The sequence below is a fragment of the Dactylosporangium sp. CA-152071 genome (genome assembly GCF_050936335.1).
Taxonomy (GTDB): domain Bacteria; phylum Actinomycetota; class Actinomycetes; order Mycobacteriales; family Micromonosporaceae; genus Dactylosporangium; species Dactylosporangium maewongense.
Genome location: NZ_JBNJMZ010000002.1, coordinates 3647452 through 3665954, shown reverse-complemented (window position 1 = coordinate 3665954; position 18503 = coordinate 3647452). Strand labels below are relative to the sequence as shown.

Here is an 18503-nt window from a genome sequence, read left to right as displayed (position 1 = left end):
GTATAAAATCTAGACACACTCTCAGAAGCAATCTGTGATGATGTGTGTCCTATCAACTAACATTCCTTTCATAGTTTGAATCATTCTCCTTTTGATGTCCATTTGTATCTAGCCCTTGAGGCCTTCGTATGGTAAACGGGATAACTTCCCCTCTACACATAGTCATTCTCAGCCTTCGTTTGTGTCCATTCAACTCATTCAGAAAAGCCATTTCCTGTGTCCCAGAAGATTCCTGAAGAGATGGACGTCGAGGGCGTTGGAGCGGGCCAGGGCCCAGACGGGCGCCGCCACCGGGTCGGCGTCCGGCGCCGGCTGGATGTGGCCGACCGCGGCCCGGAACAGGATCGCCTCGTCGGCGCCGTTGGCGGCGTGGGTCAGCCCGAGCGGCCCGAACAGGTGCTCCCGGACGCAGGCGTCGAACGGCTTGCCGCGCAGCACCTCGACGACCCGGCCGAGCACGCAGTACCCGGCGTTGTTGTACGAGAACATCGCGCCGGGCGCGAACAGCTGCGGCGTGTCGCCGAGCGTCGCGACGTACTTCTCGACGCAGTCGTCGCCCTTGCCGGTGTCGGTGAACACGTCACCCTCGAACCCGGCCGTGTGGCTCAGGAGCTGCCGCACCGTGATCGCGGCGGCCGCGTCCCCGTCGGCGATGACGAACTCCGGCACGTACCGCCGGACGGGCGCGTCGAGGTCGAGCTTCCCCTCGTCGGCCAGCTGCATCACCAGCGTGGCCGTCCACACCTTGGTGATCGAGCCGATCTGGAACACCGAGTCGGTGGTGGCCTCCACCCCCGTTGCCCGGCTCAGGACGCCGGCGGCGACGTCGATGACGTCACCCCCGACCGAGACCGCCACCGCGGCGGCCGGCACCTTGTGTTCGACGAGCAGCGCGGGCAGACGCTCACGCAACCAGTGATGGATGTCACCCAGTTCCGACATGCGGCAACCCTAGGGCGGCACTTCCGGCTCATGTTCGTATGGGACGACAACTCCACCCCCACGAGTTCGTACCGCCGGACAAACCCGGGCCGCGGTCCCGGCGCGTCACCGGGACCACGGCGTTGGGGTGGCGCCGTTACAGGTACGGGCGGGTGATGAGCTCGATCGCGTGGCCGGCTGGGTCCTTGAAGTAGACGCCACGGCCGCCGTGCTCGTGGTTGATCTCGCCCGGCCGCCGCATCTGCGGGTCGGCCCAGTGCTCGACGCCCCGCTCGGTGAGCCGCGCGTACGCCCGGTCGAAGCGCTCGTCGTCGAGCAGGAACGCGTAGTGCTGCATCTGGATCTCGACCGGCGGCTCGGCGAACTGCAGCAGGATGCCGCCGTCGAGCTGGACGTTGGTGAACGGGCCCCACGAGGGCGCGGCCGGCACCTCGAGCAGCTCCCGGTAGAACCGCGCGGACTCGGCGCGGTCCTTCGACGCGATGATGGTGTGGTTGAACGTCGCCGTCATCCGGCATGACCTCACTTCAGGTTTCGGCGTGGACTGGGACCTTCTCGAGCGTCGATCGCTGGGAGGTCCGCGCGCCGAACCGCGGCGGGTCAGTCGTCCACCGGGTCGCCGATCCGTGCATGGCGTCTCGCCGGTCCGGTGTTCACGCGGCCGACGCTACCAGATCCGGTGCGCGTGGCGGCCGTGCGAATCCCGGGCGCGGCGTGGAGACTGCATCGATGGATCGAACTGTGGTGATCACTGGCGCGAGCTCCGGTGTCGGGTTGGCGGCGGCGGAGCAGTTCGCCGCCCAGGGCGACCGGGTGGTCGTCGTCGGCCGCGACGAGGGGCGCCTCGAGGCGGCGGTCGCGCGGGTGCGGGCCGCGGGCGGCGGCCGCGAGCCGGGGCGCTTCCGGGCCGACTTCGAGCGGCTCGCGGAGGTGCGGGACCTCGCCGCGTACCTGCTCGACACGTGCCCGTCGATCGACGTCCTCGCCAACAACGCGGGCGGGATGGTCGGCGGCTACCGGCGGACGGCGGACGGCTACGAGGCGACGATCCAGGGCAACCACCTGGCCCCGTTCCTGCTGACGAGCCTGCTGCGGGAGCGGCTCACCGGGGTGCGGCTGGTGGCGACCGCGTCGCGGGTGCACACGCAGGGCCGCCCGGACCCGGCCGACTTCACCGGCGACGCCGGCACGTACCGCTGGGGCCGCGCGTACGGCGCCGCGAAGTCCGCGAACATCCTCTTCGCCGCCGAGGCCGCGCGCCGCTGGCCGGACGTCACCAGCGTGTCCTTCCACCCGGGCGTCGTGCGCTCCAACTTCGGCGAGGGCCCGGTCCGGCTCGTGTACCGGTTCGCGCCGTTCCTGACCACCCCGGAGAAGGCCGGTGCGCTGCTGGTGTGGCTGGCCACCACGCCCGCGGCCGGGCTGACGGACGGCGGCTACTACGTCGGGCACAAGCTCACCACGCCGGCGGCGCACGCGAGCGACCCCGCGGCGGCCGCGAAACTCTGGGACGCGAGCGCCGCCGCGGTAGCGTTGTAGGACGCCCCGGAGCCCAGCGTGCCAGGGCTCCGGGGCGCTCGTTCGAAGGGGTCCGTCACGGGACCTGGGAGATGTGGTCGCAGCCGAAGAACGCCGTGCCGGCGCCCGCGCCGAACCGGCCGCGGACGCAGATCTCGACCGTGCCCGGCTGGATGCCGAGCTGGTCCCGGCGGGCGTGGATCACGCCGTCCTTGTCACCGTCGCGGGTGTGCTCGTCGAGCTCGTACGAGTCCTCCAGGTGGACCTTGCCGTGGTCCTCCGGCGCGCCGGCGCCGGTGGCGATCAGCGGGCCGCGCACGCCCATGCGCACCGTGGCCGGCTGGATCGTCGCGGCGTTGAAGGCCAGGGGGTTGCCGTACTGGCCGGCGGTCGTGGTGAGCACCGCGGCCGGGAGCACCCCGGGGTTGACGTTGACCGGGTTGGTGAGGCTGCCCGGCATGATGTTCAGCGTCACCGGCACGGCGCAGTCGACGGCGAAGGTGGCCGTGCGGCTGTTGTTGCCGGCGACGGCGTCGACGACCTTCGCCTTCGCGGGCGCGACCGTCGTGGTGACCGTGACCGTCTGGGCGCCCGGCGCGGTACAGGTGACGTCGTAGGCGCCGTCCAGGGTGGCCGGGGCGCCGACCGCGAGCCCGCCGGCGCCGGACGTGCGGCTCGCCGGGGTGACCGTGACGCCCGGCGACCCGGTCGCGGTCTGGGTCACGACGGCGTCGACGGGCCCGTCCGGGCCGAGGTTCGCCACGACCGTCCGCACCTGGACGGTGCTCGGCAGCCCGATGACGGCGAGCGGGTCACCGGTCACGGTCGCCGCGGTGACGGCCAGGTCGGCCTCGACGCAGTCGGGGTCACCCGGGTGCGCCACGCAGAACTCGTGCACCGCGGGCCGCAGGTCCACGGTCACCAGGTCCGTCCCGGCGTTCACGTCGCGCACCACCATCGTCGCGGTGTCGGCGTCGAACGGCACCGTCAGCGTCCCCGGGCCGTCGCGCACGACGAGCCGCTCGCCGCCGTCGTCGGTCTGGTCGAAGTACCAGCGGGGATCCCAGGCGTTGAACGCGCCGGCCGGTGCCCCGTCCTCGTCCGTCAGCGTGAGCCGCAGCAGCGGCGGGTCGCCGAGGTGGGAGACGGACCGCTGCTCGCCGACGGTGGCGCCGGCGAGCGTCGCGGACGGGCCGGCGAAGTTCAGGTCGACCAGGAACGACCTGGCCGTGTCCGCGTAGTCGTACTGCGGCTGCGGCGCGGTCCCCGGGTCGACCGGGTCGCCGGGCGCGGCGGCGGACCCGGCCACCGTGACGGCGACCGTGACCGCGACCGCGACGAGGGCGGTCGCCGATGCGGTGACCAGCGCGAGCGCGCGTCGGTTGAGTCTCATGGCGTCCTCCTCAGCACTTTCCGGCGGCGCAGTTGTCGAAGTACCAGTTCATGCGTCTGATGTCGGCGGCCTGCGGTGGCCGCCGGTCGGCGTTCATGAGGTCGTTCGGCGTCGGCTCGGACAGGAACCAGCTCTTCGCCGGGGTCGGCCGGACGTCGGTGACGGTCCGGCAGTCGCTCGCGGGCCGGCCCAGCGTCGGGGCGTCCGCCTGGCACTTGGCGAGGGTGTCGAACATGTTCGGGTTCGGCAGCGCCTCGAAGTAGCCGCCGTCGCAGCAGTACTCGTCGGCGAGGCCGAACGGCGCGTGCCCGGTCTCGTGCAGCACCGTGCCCAGCGACGTCGGCTCGGTGGAGAAGACACCCCCGTTGGCGCAGTCCCGGAAGGTGTCGCGGTGCAGGATGACGCCGGTGTCGGCCCAGCTGTAGTCCTTCGACCAGTTCGGCGGCCGGGTCAGCACGCAGTTGGTGTTGGCCGGGTTCGCCGGCGTCGGTGCGGCGACCCGGTCGGCGTCGCCGCGCTGGTCCGCCAGCCAGAAGTTGAACCGCTGCTGGTTGGCGAGGAAGAAGTCCTGGCCGTAGTAGGCGCCCTTGATGACGTCGGTCGCGTCGGCGAGGAACGCCGGGTCGGTCGCCGCGGTGTAGCTGTCGCTGTCGGCGATGAAGACGACGTCGACCCGGTCGGTGCGGGCGCCGGTGAAGCTGACCGGGATCGCGGTGCTCTCGGCGGGCGCGCCGACCCTGGTCCGCCGCCAGCCGGTGAAGACCCGGTCGGCGCCGGCGTGGGCGGTGCAGCCGTACACGAGGTCACCGGCGGGCACGTCGGTGATGACGTAGCTGTCGGTGGTCTTGCCGGTGACGTGCAGGTCGGGTCCGGTCGGTTCGTTGACCCACACCTCCAGGTCGTCGGCGATCTTCTTGTGGTCGACCAGCGCGGGCCCCGGCGCGCCGGAGGACAGGTCGGCCATCGTGTCGCCCACCTGGACCGTGCCGTCGAGCGACTCGACGGTGATGGTCACGGTGTCGCCGGGCTGCGGCCACAGCGGGGTGTGGGTGCACCGCACGGCCAGCCCCGGCGTCGCCGCGGGCAGGTCGACCTCGATCCGGAACCGGATGTCGGCGTCGCCGTTGCCGGCGGAGGTGATCGGCCCGGCGCACACGCCGCTGACGTCGCCGGTGACGGCGCACGGCACCAGGTTGACCGTGAGGTCGAGCTCCGAACCGTTGGGCGAGATGTCGCAGACGTCGTCCTCGAAATTGAGGAAACCGTCCGACTCCGCCAGGGTGATCACCACCGGAACGGTGGCCGCCGTGTCGACGTCGACCGCCTTTTCCGCGGTCCAGTCCGGTGATATCTCGTCCTCACCGTCGATCGGACCGAAATTGAAGTCCTGCCCGCCGATCGTGATCTTCGAATAGAAGTCCGAACCGGACAGGTTGTCGGTGCACCCCTGTTCCAGGACGTGTTCGATGACCACCCGCACCGTGACGGTGCTGGCCGCGCTCGCCGGTCTGGCCAGCATGAACTGCGTGCCGAGCACCATCGCCACACACGAGACGGCGGCGATGAATATCCGTCGTGGCGATCTGACATTGCCCATTCGTAGCCCCTTTCCTGCAACGACTCCGGCATGTGCGCGAAGCGTAGCCAGGGCATTACGGGGGCGATGTCCAGGAAATGACGGTATCTGGGCACGGCCGACGGAGTCCGCGCGCGTCACACGAACGTGTCGCGCGGAATAAAATGCGTCCGAATTCAGCGGTGCATCGTGCCGGCCGGGGTCAGGCCGTCTTGCTGGTCCAGACGGCCTTCTTGGCCGCGGTGTAGAGCACGGCCGACCCGTCGTCCTGGACCAGCAGGTAGCTGGCGTCCTTGCCGTAGGTCTTGGTGCTCCACAGCGCCTTGCCCGCGGTGTCGTAGACGACGAGGTTGCCGTCGGGCTGCATCCGCGTCGACGCGCCGGGGTGGCCGCTGGTGCCGCTGCGCCACACCACGGTCTTGGCCGAGTTGCGCAGCACGAGGTTGCCGTCGGGCTGCTGCAGCAGCTCGTAGCCGCCCTTCGCCGCCGAGCGGGACTGCCCGGCGAGGAGGCGCTGGCCGGTGGTCAGCTTGCTGACGCCGTCGGTCGTCGTGGCCCAGAGGACCTTGCCGCCCGAGATGAGGACGAGGTTGCCGTCGGCGTTGAGCGTGGCCGTCACCGCGGTGGCGCCGTACGTGCCCGACGACCAGAGCGGCTGCTTGTCGGCGCCGTACACGACGAGGTTGCCGTCGTTCTGCATCTGCGTCGACCCGCCCGAGCGGCCGCCCGTCTGCGCGCTCCAGACGACCTTCTTGTCGGCGCCCGCGACCACGAGGTTGCCGTCGGGCTGCTGGGTGAGCGTGAACCGGCCGTCGGGGGAGCGGCGCTGCTGCCCGGAGATCAGCGCCTGGCCCGGGTAGAGCCGCCCCCGCTCGCCCTGGCTGGACCACAGCTCCTGCCTCCCGGCCTGCGACACCACGGCGTTGCCGTCGTCGCGCACCTCGAGCAGGGCGCCCTTCCCGCCGGTGGCGGTGTGCCACAGGACGCCGCCGCTCTTGCCGTAGACGACGAGGTCGCCGTCGCGGTTGAAGCTGGCGTACGCGCCCGGGTTCGACGGCGTCTGCGACGACCACTGCACCCGCTTCGCCTCGTCGGCGAGGACGAGGTTGCCGTCGGGCTGCTGGGTGAGCGTGAACCTGCCGTTGGGTGAGCGCAGCCCCTGCCCCGCGGCCAGCCTGAAGCCGGGCTTCAGCTGCGCGGGCGGCACCGAGGCGCTCGGCGCCAGCGGCACCCGCTCACCGTCGGGCGTCCCCGACGCCGTGCCGGCCTGGCTGCCCGCCCTGGACGGGTCCCCTTCCTGCGCCACGACCACCGGCGCGCCACCGCCACCGCCGGACCCCGACAGTTTGACCGCGGCGACGGTGCCGACCGCGACGACCAGCGTGAGCCCGGCGGCGGCGAGGACCAGCCCGGTGCGCCCCCTTCCGCGCGGCGCCACCTCCCCGGCGAAGGCTTCCGGCGGCCCCTGTACCGGCGGTGCCCCCATCCCCACGAGCGGCGGCCCGGCCTGCTGGACCGGTGGCGCCACGGCGGGCGGCAGGAGCGGCGGCCCGGCCTGCTGTACGGACGGCGGCACGGCCTGCTGTGCCGGTGGGGGAGCGGTGAACGGCACCTGCGGCCGTGGTGGTGCCGGGACCGGCGGCGGCGTGACCAGCGGCAGCTCCGTCGTCGCGTCCTGCGCCACCGTGGCCTGCGCCACCGGCGGTGGCATCGGCGGCCCGGACACCGGCAGCGGCGCGGCCTGGGGCATCGGCGGCACCGGCGGCACCGGCGGCCCGGACACCCGAGGAGCCGCGGACATCGGCAGCGGCGCGGCCTGCGCCATCGCCGGCGGGCCGGGCGGCACCACGATCGGACGTTCGGCGGTGCCCTCATCGGGATCCGTCAGGCTCCACACGTCGCCCGGCACCGGATCGCTCCCCGCCATGCCACCGTCCTCCCGATCCAGCACGGGCCGGGGCCGCACCCGGTGAGCCGCCCCCGCAACACGCCACCGATCGAGAACCGTAACGCTTCGCCACCGCCCGCTCCACCCCGGACCGCCCCGGGCCATCCCGCTGCCACTGCGGACCTGGCAGAACCCGCGCCGATGAACGGTGTCCTGCGGCGGTCGCGGCGATTTCTTGGGCCGCGGTTCGGCGGGATGTGGCTACGATGTCACATCGGCGTCAGATGATCCCTCACAATAGTTGAGTGTCGATATTTAGAGCTTCAGTGCGCAGAGTTGTCCTTGTGGTGCTGGCGATGCTGGCGGTGCTGATCGGGCCGGTTCCGGAGGCGAGGGCGGCGGCCGACGGGTCCCTCGCCGTCAGCTCCGCGACGGTGGCGGTCGGGTCCGATGTGCGGTTCCAGTACGCGACGCCGCGGCCCCAGGCGAAGAACTGGGTCGGGCTGTACGCGGACCCCGGCAACGGGCCGGTGGGCGAGACGTATGTCGGGCCGTCGCTGAAGTGGGTGTACACGCCGGACGGCAGCGGGTCGGGGGTCCTCGCGACGGGCGGGCTCACGCCGGGCAACTACGTCCTGTACTACCTCTACGACGACGGGTATACATGGCTCGCGCAGCCGGTCAAGCTCAAGCTGACCGCCGCGCTCCCGGGGACGCTCACCGTCGCCAACCCCACCGTCGCCGCGGGCTCGCCGGTGCAGGTGTCGTACACGACGACCAGCGCCAACGCGAAGAACTGGGTCGGGCTGTACCGCAACCCCGGTGACGGCCCGGTGAACCAGGTCTACGTGGGGCCGTCGCTGGCGTGGGCGTACACCCCGAACGCGAGCGGGTCCGCGACGCTGCCGACGACCGGGCTGACGCCGGGCGACTACATCGTCTACTACCTGTACAACGACGGGTACACGTGGCTGGCGCAGCCGTTCCCGGTCCGGGTCACCGGCACCGGCGCGCCGCGGTTCCCGTCGAGCGCGTTCGCGCTGCGCAACGCGAAGGTCGGCGTCGCCTACACGGCGGCGGTCGGCGGTCTCGTCCAGGGCGGCACCGCCGGCCTGACCCTGACCAAGACCAGCGGCCCCGCGTGGGCGAGCGTCTCCGCGTCCGGTGTCGTCAGCGGTACGCCGACCGCGGCCGGCACGGTCACGATCGGCGTCCGGGCGACGTCGTCGACCGGCACCGCGGACGCCACGGTGACGGTCCGGGTGCAGTCCGGCGTGCTGGTGCCGCAGCTGCGCGCGCTGAGCTGGAACCTGTGGCACGGCGGCAGCTCCGTCACCGGCGGGTTCGAGAAGGAGCTCAAGTTCCTGCTCGACAGCGACGCCGACGTGGTCGGCCTCCAGGAGAACGACGGGGCCGCGCAGCGGCTCGCCGGCGCGCTGGGCTGGTCGTTCCACCAGGACGGCTCCGTCGCGGTGGTCAGCCGCTACCCGATCACCGCCACGGGCACGGCCATCGCGGGCAGGGCGGTCGCGGCGCGGATCGATCTCGGCGCGCGGTCGGTGCGGCTGTGGAGCGCGCACCTCGGGTACACGCCGTACGGCCCGTACGACGCCTGCTTCGGCCGGATGGGCGTCCAGCAGCTGCTGAACCAGGAGGCGGCGGCCGGGCGGACGGGCCAGATCAACACGATCGTCTCGGCGATGGGCCCCGACCTGGCGGCCGCGTCGAGCACGCCGGTGCTGCTGGTCGGCGACTTCAACGCCCCGTCGCACCTGGACTGGACGGCGTCGAACTCGCGCTGCGGCTACGGCGCGGTGCCCTGGCCGACGTCGACCGCCCCCGCGAACGCGGGCCTGACCGACTCCTACCGGCAGGCGCACCCGAACCCGGCGGCGTTCCCGGGCACGACCTGGTCACCGGTGTTCAAGACGTTCACCGGCGGTTACGGGTACGACTCCCACGCCGGCGAGGCGGAGCCGCAGGATCGCATCGACTTCATTCACTACAAAGGCCCGCTGGCCGTCGTCTCCTCCGACGCACTCTGGGTCGGCGCCCCGTTGCAGTCCAATCCGTCGGCGAACGCCTGGCCGTCGGATCACGCCGCGGTCCTGACGGTCTTCCAGGTCGGTTGAGCGAGTTCCTGACACCGAAAGTGCACATTTCTGTGCGCCGATACATCTGACGTTTCAGCAGTTCATTACCGCATTGTTTCGCATTCGTGGACAACTGGTGCGCAGTGGTCAGTTGAACGCCATCAGTATGAATGAGGTTCATCCGAAAGTATGACGGTGAGGTGAATACAAGCCGATTTCGCGGTATTGACGGCCGCAAGTTTCGACACCATACTTCGATGCTTCACACCGCGTCATGGACGTGAATGGGGGGCATTGATGCGGACAGTTCAATTACCCGTGGATCGACATCATCCGTTCTTTTTTGACCACCCGGTGGATCATCTACCAGGCAATCTGCTCGTCGCCGGCCTGCTCGGGCTGGCCGGCGACGTCACCGGCGGCGGGCTGCGGCGGGCCGGCCGCCGGCTGCGGCTCGAATTCGCGTTCCCGGCGTTCGGCGAGCTCGAAGGGGGCGTCGACCTGCACTGCGGCGGGGCCGGTGACACGCTCGAGCTCACCGCCACCCAGTCGGTCGGCGGCACCACCCGGGACATCTGCCGCGGCACCGTCACCGTGCTGCCGGAGCCGGCCCTGCCCGAGGCCACGCCGCCGCTGCCCCTGCCTGCGGCCGGGCCGGCCGGCGGGTCCGGCCGCGGCGGGACGGCGACCCTCACGGCACCCGCCGAGCGGACGCTCGCCACCCCCGCCGACCCGAGGCTCGTGCACCGGGCCGACCTGAGCACCGTCATGCTGGGCGCGCCCACCGAGACACCGGACGGCGGGTTCACCTGCGCCGTGCTGCAATGCCCGAGCCTCGCCCCGCCCGGCGACCTGCGGGACCCGATCGAGGTGATCGAGGCGGCCCGCCAGCTCGTGCTCATGCTCGGCCACATCGCCAACGGTCACGCGTTCGACACCCACGTCGTCTGGATCGACCTGGCCGCCGACATCCCGGCCGCCCCGCCCGCCGGCCTGCCGCTGCACGTGAGCTGGCGCCGGCCGCCGGGGAAGCCCCGGCCGCGGACCGCGTTCGACATGGGCCTGCACGCCGGGACGGCCGACCTCGGCACCATCCGGCTCGTCACCCACACGATGTCGCCCGCGGCCTACCGGAAGGTGCGGGCCGCGTGAGGTTCGACGAGCTGTGGCTGGCGAGCGTCGGCACCTACCTCCCGCCCGTCCTCACGGTCGCCGAGGCGGCCCGGCAGGGCTGGTGCGGCGCCGAGCAGGACGGCTGGACCGGGGTCGCGGTCGCGGGCGACATCGCGCCCGCCGACCTGGCCGTGCGGGCCGCCCGCACCGCGATGGACCGCTCCGGCATCGACCCGGCCCTGGTGGGTCTGCTGCTGCACGTGACGTCGGCGCCGCAGGGTCCCAACGGCTGGTGCCCGCAGCACTACATCGAGCACCGCGTCGTCGGCCACGGCGCGCCCGCGATCGAGCTGCGGCAGGGCAGCGCCGGCATGCTCAACGCGTTCGACCTCGCCGCCGGGCACCTGGCCCGTCCGGGGCCGGGCGCGGTGCTGGTCACCAACGGCGACAACTTCGGGGTCGAGCCGGCCACCGGGTACGACCCGGCGGTGCGCTGGCGGTACGCGACGAACGCCGGCACCAACCGCGGCTCGATCCTCGGCGACGCCGGCACCGCCGCGGTGCTGAGCAACCGGGGCGGGTTCGCGCGGGTGCGCAGCATCGTCAACCGCTCGCTGTCGGACCTGGAGGAGATGTACCGCGGCGACGAGCGCATCTTCCCGCCGCCGGTCGCCGCCGACGGTCCGGTCCGGCTCGGCAACCGGTTCGCCGCGTACGACGCGAAGAGCCCGGGCCGGCTCGCGACCGCGCTGCGCCGGCTCCGCGACGCCCGGACCGGGACCGCGGAGGAGGCCCTCGCCGACGCCGGCGTCACCGCCGCCGACGTGACCCGCGTGCTGCACGTGTTCGCCGGCGACGAGCGGTACGTCAAGCACGTGCTCAAGCCGCTGGGCATCGACCACACCCGCGGCGTGCTGGAGTTCGGCCGCAACCTCGGGCACCTCGGCTCCGGCGACCAGGTCGCCGCCCTGGAGCACCTGGTGCTCACCGGCCAGCTGGAGCCCGGCGACCGGGTCCTGGTCATGGCCAACGGCACCGGCATCGCGGTCGGCGCCGCCGTCCTGGAGATCCTGCACCGACCGGAGTGGACCGCATGAGAGCCGCACCCTGGATCATCTTCGTCACCGCCTTCGGGCTGCTCGCCGGCGGCGTGTACACGCACCGCGACGACCCGGCCGCGCTCGTCGTCGCCGGCCTGTACGCGCTGTGGCTGCTCGTCGAGGCCCCGATCGCGCTGCGGGCCACCAGCGCGCCGCAGGACGCGTGGACGATCGTGCCGTACGGTGCGGCCCGGCTCGCCACCATCGGCTGCTGCCTGCTGGTGCCGGGGGAGCGCCCGGCCTGGTTCTGGGCGTCGGCCGCGCTGTTCGTCGTCGGCGTCGTCCTGCGCGAGACCGCGATCCGCACCCTGGGCCGGTTCTACTCCCACCACGTGGTGCGCCGCAGCGACCAGGTCGCCGTCACCCACGGGCCGTACCGCCTGGTGCGGCACCCCGCGTACGCCGGCATGATCCTGGCCCACCTCGGGCTCGTCGGCTGCTTCCCGGGCCCCGCCGGGGTCGTGGCGCTCTGCGCGCTCGTCGCGTCGATCGTTTGGCGGCTACGGGTCGAGGAGCAGGTGCTGTGGGACATGCCCGGCTACCGCGACTACGCCGTGGGCCGCAAGCGTCTCGTCCCGGGCGTCTGGTGATGGACCCTGTGATGGACCCTGTGATGGGCCCTGTGATGGGCACGGCCGGCACCACCGGGATGAGCGCGGCCGAGGTGCTCACCACCACCCGGTCGGTGCGGCACCGGCTCGACCTGACCCGCCCCGTCGACCTCGCCGACGTCCGCGCCTGCCTGGAGGTGGCCCTGCAGGCGCCGACCGGAGCGGGCCGCCAGCACTGGCGGTGGCTGGTCGTCACCGACCCGGTGCTGCGTTCCTCGATCGGCAAGGTGTACCGGGCGGCCTTCGAGCAGCGGTACCCGCCGGACGCCACCGACACGGGCGTCCCGCCCCGGACCCTCGCCAGCGCCCGGCACCTCGCCGAGCACCTCGGGCAGGTCCCCGTCCTGGTCGTGCCGTGCCTGGAGGTGCGCCGCGGGCTCGGCGCCGGCAACCAGGCCGGGATCTGGGGGTCGCTGCTGCCGGCCGCGTGGAGCTACATGCTCGCCGCCCGCGCCCGCGGCCTCGCCACCGCCTGGACCACCACCCACCTGGACCGGGAGGAGGAGGTCGCCGCGCTGCTGCGGCTGCCCGGCCACGTCCGGCAGGGCGCGCTGATCCCGACCGCGCACCCGATCGGCGGCGGCTTCCGCCCGGCCCGGCGCGCCCCGCTGGACAGCGTCATCCACATCGACGGCTGGAACGAGACATGACGATCACCACCGGCGCGGACGTCGCCGACCCGGCGCTCGTCGGGCACAAGTTCGCCCGCCTGCACCGGATGCGGGCCGCCGGGTTCCCGGTGCCGGACCTGGTCACCGTCCCGGCGACCGCGTTCGACGCGGCGTGGCAGTCCGTTCAGGACGGCGCCGGCGCTGCAGGAGACCCAGAGGGGGACCCCGAGGACCCGCAGCGGTGGACGCGGGCGGCCGCCGCCCTGCGCGCCGCCCCGGTCCCGGACGGCATCCTCGCCGAGGTCCGCGACCGGTTCGGCCCGGACGCGCTGTTCGCCGTCCGGGCCTGCGCCGTCGCGTCCACAGTGGACGGTGAGGACGGCGAGGACGGCGCCGACCCGTTCGCGGGGATGAGCGACAGCTTCCTCTACGTGCCCGCCGACCGGGTCGCGGACCGGATCGCGGCCTGCTGGGCGTCGGCGTTCACCGCCCGGGCCGTCGCTTACCGGCGGCACCGCGGCCTCGACCCGGCCAGGACCCGGATCGCGGTCGGCGTGCAGCTGATGGTGCCCGGCACCCGCTCGTTCGTGGCGTTCACCCGCGACCCCCGCGACGGCGCCCGGCGCACCGTCATCGCCGCCGCGCACGGCATCGGCGAGGGCGTCGTGCAGGAGAAGGCCGACGTCGACCACTTCCACGTCACCGGCGCGACCGTGACCGCCGACCTGGTCCGCAAGGAGCGCATGGTCGGCCCGCCGGACGGCACCGGCGAGCTCGCGCTGCTGCCCGTGCCGGCGGACCTCGCCGACGCGCCGGTGCTCGACGACCGCACCGCCCGCGCCGTCGCGGCCCTCGCCGCCCGGGCCGAGGCGTTCTTCGGCGGCCCGCAGGACGTCGAGGGCACCATCACCGCCGACGGCACCCTGCACCTGGTGCAGGCCCGGCCGATGGTGATGCCCGCGGGGCCACCGGTGTACTGGGCCAACCACAACATCACCGAGAGCTACCCGGGCGTCTCCGGCGCGCTCACCTTCTCGCAGGCGCAGGAGTTCTACCGGCGCGCGTTCGGCGACCTGTACCACCGCATGGGCGTGCCGACCCGCACCGTGGCGGCGAACCGGCACCACCTGGAGCAGCTCGTCGCGCACCTGGAGGGGCGGGTCTACTACCGCCTCGGCGCCTGGCACACCCTGCACGGCCAGATGCCGGTGTTCGACCTCGTCCGCGACGTGTGGCAGGACGGCATGGGGGTCACCGGCGAGGCGCGCCCGGCCGTCACCCGCCCCCGCCGGCGGGCGTGGCTCGCGCTGCCCGGCACGCTCCTGCGGGCCACCCGCCACCCCCGCCAGGCCAGGGAGTTCCTGCGCTGGTGGGACGGCGTGATGGCGGATGCCGGCGACCTGTCCGGGCGCACCCCGCACCAGCTCGTCGCCGCCTACCGGGAGCTGTGGGCGGCGATGAGCGTCCGCTGGGGCGTCACGCTCACCAACTCCATCTACGGGCTGCTCGCCGTGAAGGCCCTGATGCGCCTGCTCGACCGGTGGGCCGGCGGCGCGAAGGGCCTGCTCACCGGCCTGCTGACCGGCGGCCCCGCGAACCGGTCGCTGCGGTCGGTCCGCGCCGCCGTCGCACTCGCCGAGCTCGTCGCCGCCGATCCGGACCTGCGCGCGGCCGTCGAGTCCGGGGAGCGCCCCCGCGAGGTGTGGCGCGCCATCAGCACCGGCGGGCACGGCACGCCCCTCGCCGAGGCGGCCGCCGACTACCTGCGCCGCTACGGGGACCGCGCGCTGCACGACCTCAAGCTCGAGCAGCCGACCCCGCGCCAGCAGCCGTGGACGCTGCTGGAGGTGCTCCGCCCGTACATCAGCCAGAACCGCACGGTCGAGGGCCTGATCCAGGCGGAGGAGCGGGCCACCCGCCAGGCCGCCGAGGAGCTCGCCGCGCGCTGCCCGGGCCGGCTGCGCCGCACCGTCCTGCGCACCCTGGCGCGCTACGTGCGCTACACCGCCCGGGTCCGCGAGGACACCCGGTTCTGCCGCACGCAGCTGTACGGGCTGTCCCGCGACATCCTGTGGCGGCTCGGCGCCGACCTGCACGCCACCGGCCACCTCGACGACCCGCTCGACATCCGCGACCTCACCGTCGCCGAGGTCCTCGGCGCCTACGACGGCACGCTGCCGTGCGCCGCGCTGCGCGACCTCGCCGCCGCCCGCCGCCGCGCACGGCTCCTCGCCGAGGCCCGCCCCGGCCGGCCCGGCCTCCTGCGCACCCCGGCCACCGGCCCCCTCGCCGACGTGCTGCCGGGCGCCGTGGAGGTGACCGCCGCGCCGGCCGCCGGCGACACCGGGGTCCTGACCGGGCTCGGCTCCGCGCCCGGCGTCGTGCGCGCCCCGGCCCGCCTCGTCCTCGACCCGTCCGTGCCGCCGGAGACGTGCCGCGACGCGATCCTCGTCGCCCGCGAGACCGACCCCGGCTGGCTGTTCCTGATGATGGCGGCGAAGGGGCTCGTCGTGGAGCGCGGCACGCTGCTGTCGCACACCGCGATCACCGGGCGGCTGCTCGGCGTGCCGACGGTCGTCGCCGTGCCGGGCGCCACCGGCCGCATCCCCGACGGCGCGCTGATCGAGCTCGACGGCACCGCCGGGACCGTCCGGATCATCGCCGAGGCGTCATGACGCGGTTCCCCTTCGAGAGCCGCCCCGGCGTCGCCCTCGACCCCGAGCAGGCGGCGCTCTTCCGCCGCGCCGCCCTCGTGCCGGTCCGCATCCGCGGCAACCATCCGGCGCTGCTCGTCACCGGCCACGCCGACGTGCGCACGGTGCTGTCGGACCCGCGGTTCAGCCGGCAGCAGTGGCACGGCGGCACCATGTTCGCCCGCAGCCCCGACACCCTCGCCCTGGCCACCACCGACCCGCCGCTGCACACCCGCCGCCGCCGGACCGTGCAGGCGGCGTTCACCCACCGGGCCGCGGAGGCCGACCGGCCGTGGATCGAGCGGCTCGCCGAGGACCTGCTCGACGAGGCCGCCGCGAAGCCCGGACCGGTCGACCTGGTCGCCGCGTACCTGCGGCCGCTGCCCTACCTGGTGATCGCCCGCATCATGGGCACGCCGGCCGGCGACGTCGACCAGCTGGTCGCGTGGACCGACGTGATGATGTCCGCGGGCCGCTGCGAGCCGGACGAGGTCACCGCCGCGACGGCCGCCATGCACGGCTACTTCCGGGAGCGGCTGGGCACCGGGTTCTTGAGTTCGCTCGCGCCCGCGCTCAGCGAGCAGGAGATCGTCGTCATGGCGGCCGGGCTCGTCATGGCCGGCGGGGACGCCACCGCGAGCCACCTGAGCAGCTGCGTACACCACCTGCTGCACGACGACGAGCTCCGCGGCACGCTGGTCGAGCGGCCCGAGCTGATCCCCGCGGCGGTGGAGGAGCTGCTGCGCTGGGTGTGGTTCGCCGGCACCGGCGGGCAGCCGCACGTCCTGCTCGCCGACGCGGAGCTCGCGGGGGTGCCGCTGCCCGCCGGGCAGGTCGTCGTCCCGCTCACCGACGCGGCCAACCGCGACCCGGCGGTCTTCCCGGACCCGGACGAGTTCCGCCTCGACCGGCCCGCCAACCCGCACCTGGGCTTCGGCCACGGCCGGCACATGTGCGTCGGCGCCCCGCACGCCAGGGTCCAACTGCGCACCGCGATCGGCGCGCTGCTGCGCCGCTTCCCGGACCTGCGCCCCGCCTCCGGAGGCGCCGACGAGTGGCGGGACAAGATGTTCCTGCGCGGCCTGTGGCGCCTGCCGGTGCACCTGGGCTCGCCGGTGCGACCGTGAGGGCGTTCATCCGCGGCAGCTACCCGCCGGTGCCGTCGATCCTGTTCGCGGTCTGCTGGGCCTACGGCGTCACCGGCCTCTTCGCCCTCACCGGCCCGCCCGCCGGCCCCTGGCGGCCGGGGCTCGGCACCGCCGTCGCGGCGCTCACCATCGCCGTCGACATGCTGCTCATGCGCATCGTCGACGACATCCGCGACCTGCCCTACGACCGCGTGCACAACCCGGACCGCCCGCTCGCCGCCGGCGTCGTCACCCGGTCGTCGTTGCTGCGCTGGTACGGCGTGATCGGCGCGCTCCTGGTGCTGGTGAACCTGTTCGACCGCTGGGCGGCGCTCGTCATCGCGGTCCAGCTGGCCTACGCGCTGCTGTTGCTGCTCCCCGGCCCCGACCCGGGGCGGCTGGTGCTGACGCTGCTGCTGAGCAGCCCCGTGCAGCTGCTGCTGCACCTGTACCTGTACACCCTCCACCTCCGCACGACGGGCGGCGGCTTCGGCCCGTCGTTCTGGCCGGCGCTCGCCGTGGTCGTCCTGGCGACGCTGCACCTGGAGGTGGCCAAGAAGATCACCCGGTCGCCGCGCCCCGGCGAACGCACGTACGTGACCACGTTCGGCCTGCCCGCGACGGTCGCGGTCGCCGTGCTGAGCCCGGTGGCCGCCACCGTCGTCCTGGTGCTGGCGGCACCGTCCGCGTGGGTGCTCCTGACGCTGCCGCCGCTGGCCCTGCCGGCCCTCGCGTGGTGGCGGTTCCGCCGCGCGGACCGCTGGGACGCCCGCCTCGCCTTCTTCTATCTGCTGGCCTCGTTCGTCTCGTGGGCCGTGACCGCTGCTGCAGGGGGTACATCATGACGACGGACGTCACCGAGGTGGTCGGCGCGGTGCACGAGGACCTGGCCGCGCTGCTGGCGCGACTGCGGGCCGGCGGCGACGTCGCCGACGAGGCCATGGCCGGGTTCCTCGGCGGCTTCCTGGGCCGGCTGGCCGCGCGCGGCTCGACCGGCGCGGTGGACGTGATGATCCGGCTACCGCTGCTCGTCCACGCCGCCGAGACCGGCGACCCGGCCGGTGGCAGGCCGGCGGCGGTCGTCCACGTGCTCTGGTGGGCCGCCGCCCGCTACCTCGACGACCTCGCCGACGGGGGACCCTTCGACCCGGCGCGGTGCAACGCGGACATCCTGGCCGCGCTGGGCGTCGGCAGTCACCTGCCGGCCAGGCTGCTGCGGGAGGCCCGCGTGCCGGACGCCACGAAGGTCGCGGCGCAGGCCGAGCTGTCCCGCGGCTGGCTCGACGGCATCAGCGGCCAGCTGCTGGACCTCGCCGCCCGGCCGGCCACCGCCACGACCGCGTCGGTCCTCGCCAGCTACGAGGGCAAGACCGGCGCGCCCTACGCCATGGCCACCGCGACGGCGGCCTGCCTGGCCGGCGCCGACCCGGGCCGGGTCGACCGCTGGCGCGACGTCGGCCGCCGGTTCGGGGTCCTCCGCCAGCTCACCAACGACCAGCGCGACCTGGTCACCGGCCGGGACGAGGACCTCCGCAACGGCGCCGCCACCTTCCTCGTGATGCTGCTGCTGGACGGCGTGCCGGCGGCGCAGCGCCCCGCCCTGCTGGCCCTGCACGCGGCGGCGGCGACGTCGGCGGACGCCCGGGCCGAGTTCAAGGCGCTGCTGACCGGCCCGGAGCACCTGCGCGCCTACCACGGCCGGGTCGACGCGATGGTCGCCGAGGTGCACGGGGCGCTGCACGCCCTCGGCGGCACGCCACCGCACACCTCGGCCCTGCACACCCTCGTCGACGACGCGATGCTGGCGTTCCCGCTGCCGGTCCCCGTCGCCTAGCCGC

Annotated in this window: 15 protein-coding genes; 10 read left to right on the top strand and 5 right to left on the bottom strand. The window is 73.6% G+C overall.

Annotation, left to right across the window (positions count from 1 at the left end):
- Nucleotides 1–198 precede the first annotated feature (198 nt).
- Entirely contained in the window at nt 199–942 is a 744-nt protein-coding gene (locus ACQEVZ_RS56435) for a serine hydrolase domain-containing protein (protein ID WP_433384439.1), read from the bottom strand.
- Nucleotides 943–1078: 136 nt separating this feature from the next.
- On the bottom strand, nt 1079–1453 hold the full coding sequence (locus ACQEVZ_RS56430) for a VOC family protein (RefSeq protein ID WP_433384436.1): 375 nt from the start codon (nt 1451–1453) through the stop codon (nt 1079–1081).
- 218 nt (nt 1454–1671) lie between these two features.
- On the opposite strand from ACQEVZ_RS56430, the gene ACQEVZ_RS56425 reads away from it, so the two are divergent.
- On the top strand, nt 1672–2481 hold the full coding sequence (locus ACQEVZ_RS56425; protein WP_433384433.1) for an SDR family NAD(P)-dependent oxidoreductase: 810 nt from the start codon (nt 1672–1674) through the stop codon (nt 2479–2481).
- A 55-nt stretch (nt 2482–2536) separates the two neighbouring features.
- Here ACQEVZ_RS56425 and ACQEVZ_RS56420 read toward each other — a convergent pair whose 3' ends face one another.
- From ACQEVZ_RS56420 to ACQEVZ_RS56410, 3 genes are all read right to left on the bottom strand, one after another.
- A complete protein-coding gene (locus ACQEVZ_RS56420; protein ID WP_433384430.1) occupies nt 2537–3853 on the bottom strand; it encodes a hypothetical protein in 1317 nt (438 codons plus the stop codon).
- Nucleotides 3854–3863: 10 nt separating this feature from the next.
- Nucleotides 3864–5450, bottom strand: coding sequence for a hypothetical protein (locus tag ACQEVZ_RS56415; protein ID WP_433384427.1), 1587 nt, complete (start codon nt 5448–5450; stop codon nt 3864–3866).
- Between the two features lie 181 nt (nt 5451–5631).
- Nucleotides 5632–7356, bottom strand: a complete 1725-nt coding sequence (locus tag ACQEVZ_RS56410; RefSeq protein WP_433384424.1) for a hypothetical protein — start codon at nt 7354–7356, stop codon at nt 5632–5634.
- 287 nt (nt 7357–7643) lie between these two features.
- On the opposite strand from ACQEVZ_RS56410, the gene ACQEVZ_RS56405 reads away from it, so the two are divergent.
- From ACQEVZ_RS56405 to ACQEVZ_RS56365, 9 genes are all read left to right on the top strand, one after another.
- Nucleotides 7644–9449: an endonuclease/exonuclease/phosphatase family protein gene (locus ACQEVZ_RS56405; RefSeq protein WP_433384421.1), complete on the top strand. Its 1806-nt coding sequence runs from the start codon at nt 7644–7646 to the stop codon at nt 9447–9449.
- Between the two features lie 315 nt (nt 9450–9764).
- Nucleotides 9765–10562: an AfsA-related hotdog domain-containing protein gene (locus ACQEVZ_RS56400; RefSeq protein WP_433384418.1), complete on the top strand. Its 798-nt coding sequence runs from the start codon at nt 9765–9767 to the stop codon at nt 10560–10562.
- Entirely contained in the window at nt 10559–11620 is a 1062-nt protein-coding gene (locus ACQEVZ_RS56395) for a ketoacyl-ACP synthase III family protein (RefSeq protein ID WP_363411053.1), read from the top strand. Before ACQEVZ_RS56400 ends, ACQEVZ_RS56395 begins: the two co-directional genes overlap by 4 nt.
- The gene (locus tag ACQEVZ_RS56390; RefSeq protein ID WP_344502017.1) at nt 11617–12213 is read left to right on the top strand and encodes a methyltransferase family protein; all 597 of its coding nucleotides are present in this window, start codon (nt 11617–11619) and stop codon (nt 12211–12213) included. Before ACQEVZ_RS56395 ends, ACQEVZ_RS56390 begins: the two co-directional genes overlap by 4 nt.
- A gap of 23 nt (nt 12214–12236) precedes the next feature.
- Entirely contained in the window at nt 12237–12884 is a 648-nt protein-coding gene (locus ACQEVZ_RS56385; protein WP_433384413.1) for a nitroreductase family protein, read from the top strand.
- A complete protein-coding gene (locus tag ACQEVZ_RS56380; protein WP_433384410.1) occupies nt 12881–15520 on the top strand; it encodes a PEP/pyruvate-binding domain-containing protein in 2640 nt (879 codons plus the stop codon). Before ACQEVZ_RS56385 ends, ACQEVZ_RS56380 begins: the two co-directional genes overlap by 4 nt.
- The gene (locus ACQEVZ_RS56375; RefSeq protein WP_433384407.1) at nt 15517–16665 is read left to right on the top strand and encodes a cytochrome P450; all 1149 of its coding nucleotides are present in this window, start codon (nt 15517–15519) and stop codon (nt 16663–16665) included. The genes ACQEVZ_RS56380 and ACQEVZ_RS56375 overlap by 4 nt, the downstream gene beginning before the upstream one ends.
- A complete protein-coding gene (locus tag ACQEVZ_RS56370) occupies nt 16662–17510 on the top strand; it encodes a hypothetical protein (protein ID WP_354891112.1) in 849 nt (282 codons plus the stop codon). Before ACQEVZ_RS56375 ends, ACQEVZ_RS56370 begins: the two co-directional genes overlap by 4 nt.
- Nucleotides 17507–18499: a polyprenyl synthetase family protein gene (locus ACQEVZ_RS56365; protein WP_433384402.1), complete on the top strand. Its 993-nt coding sequence runs from the start codon at nt 17507–17509 to the stop codon at nt 18497–18499. The genes ACQEVZ_RS56370 and ACQEVZ_RS56365 overlap by 4 nt, the downstream gene beginning before the upstream one ends.
- Nucleotides 18500–18503: the final 4 nt, after the last annotated feature.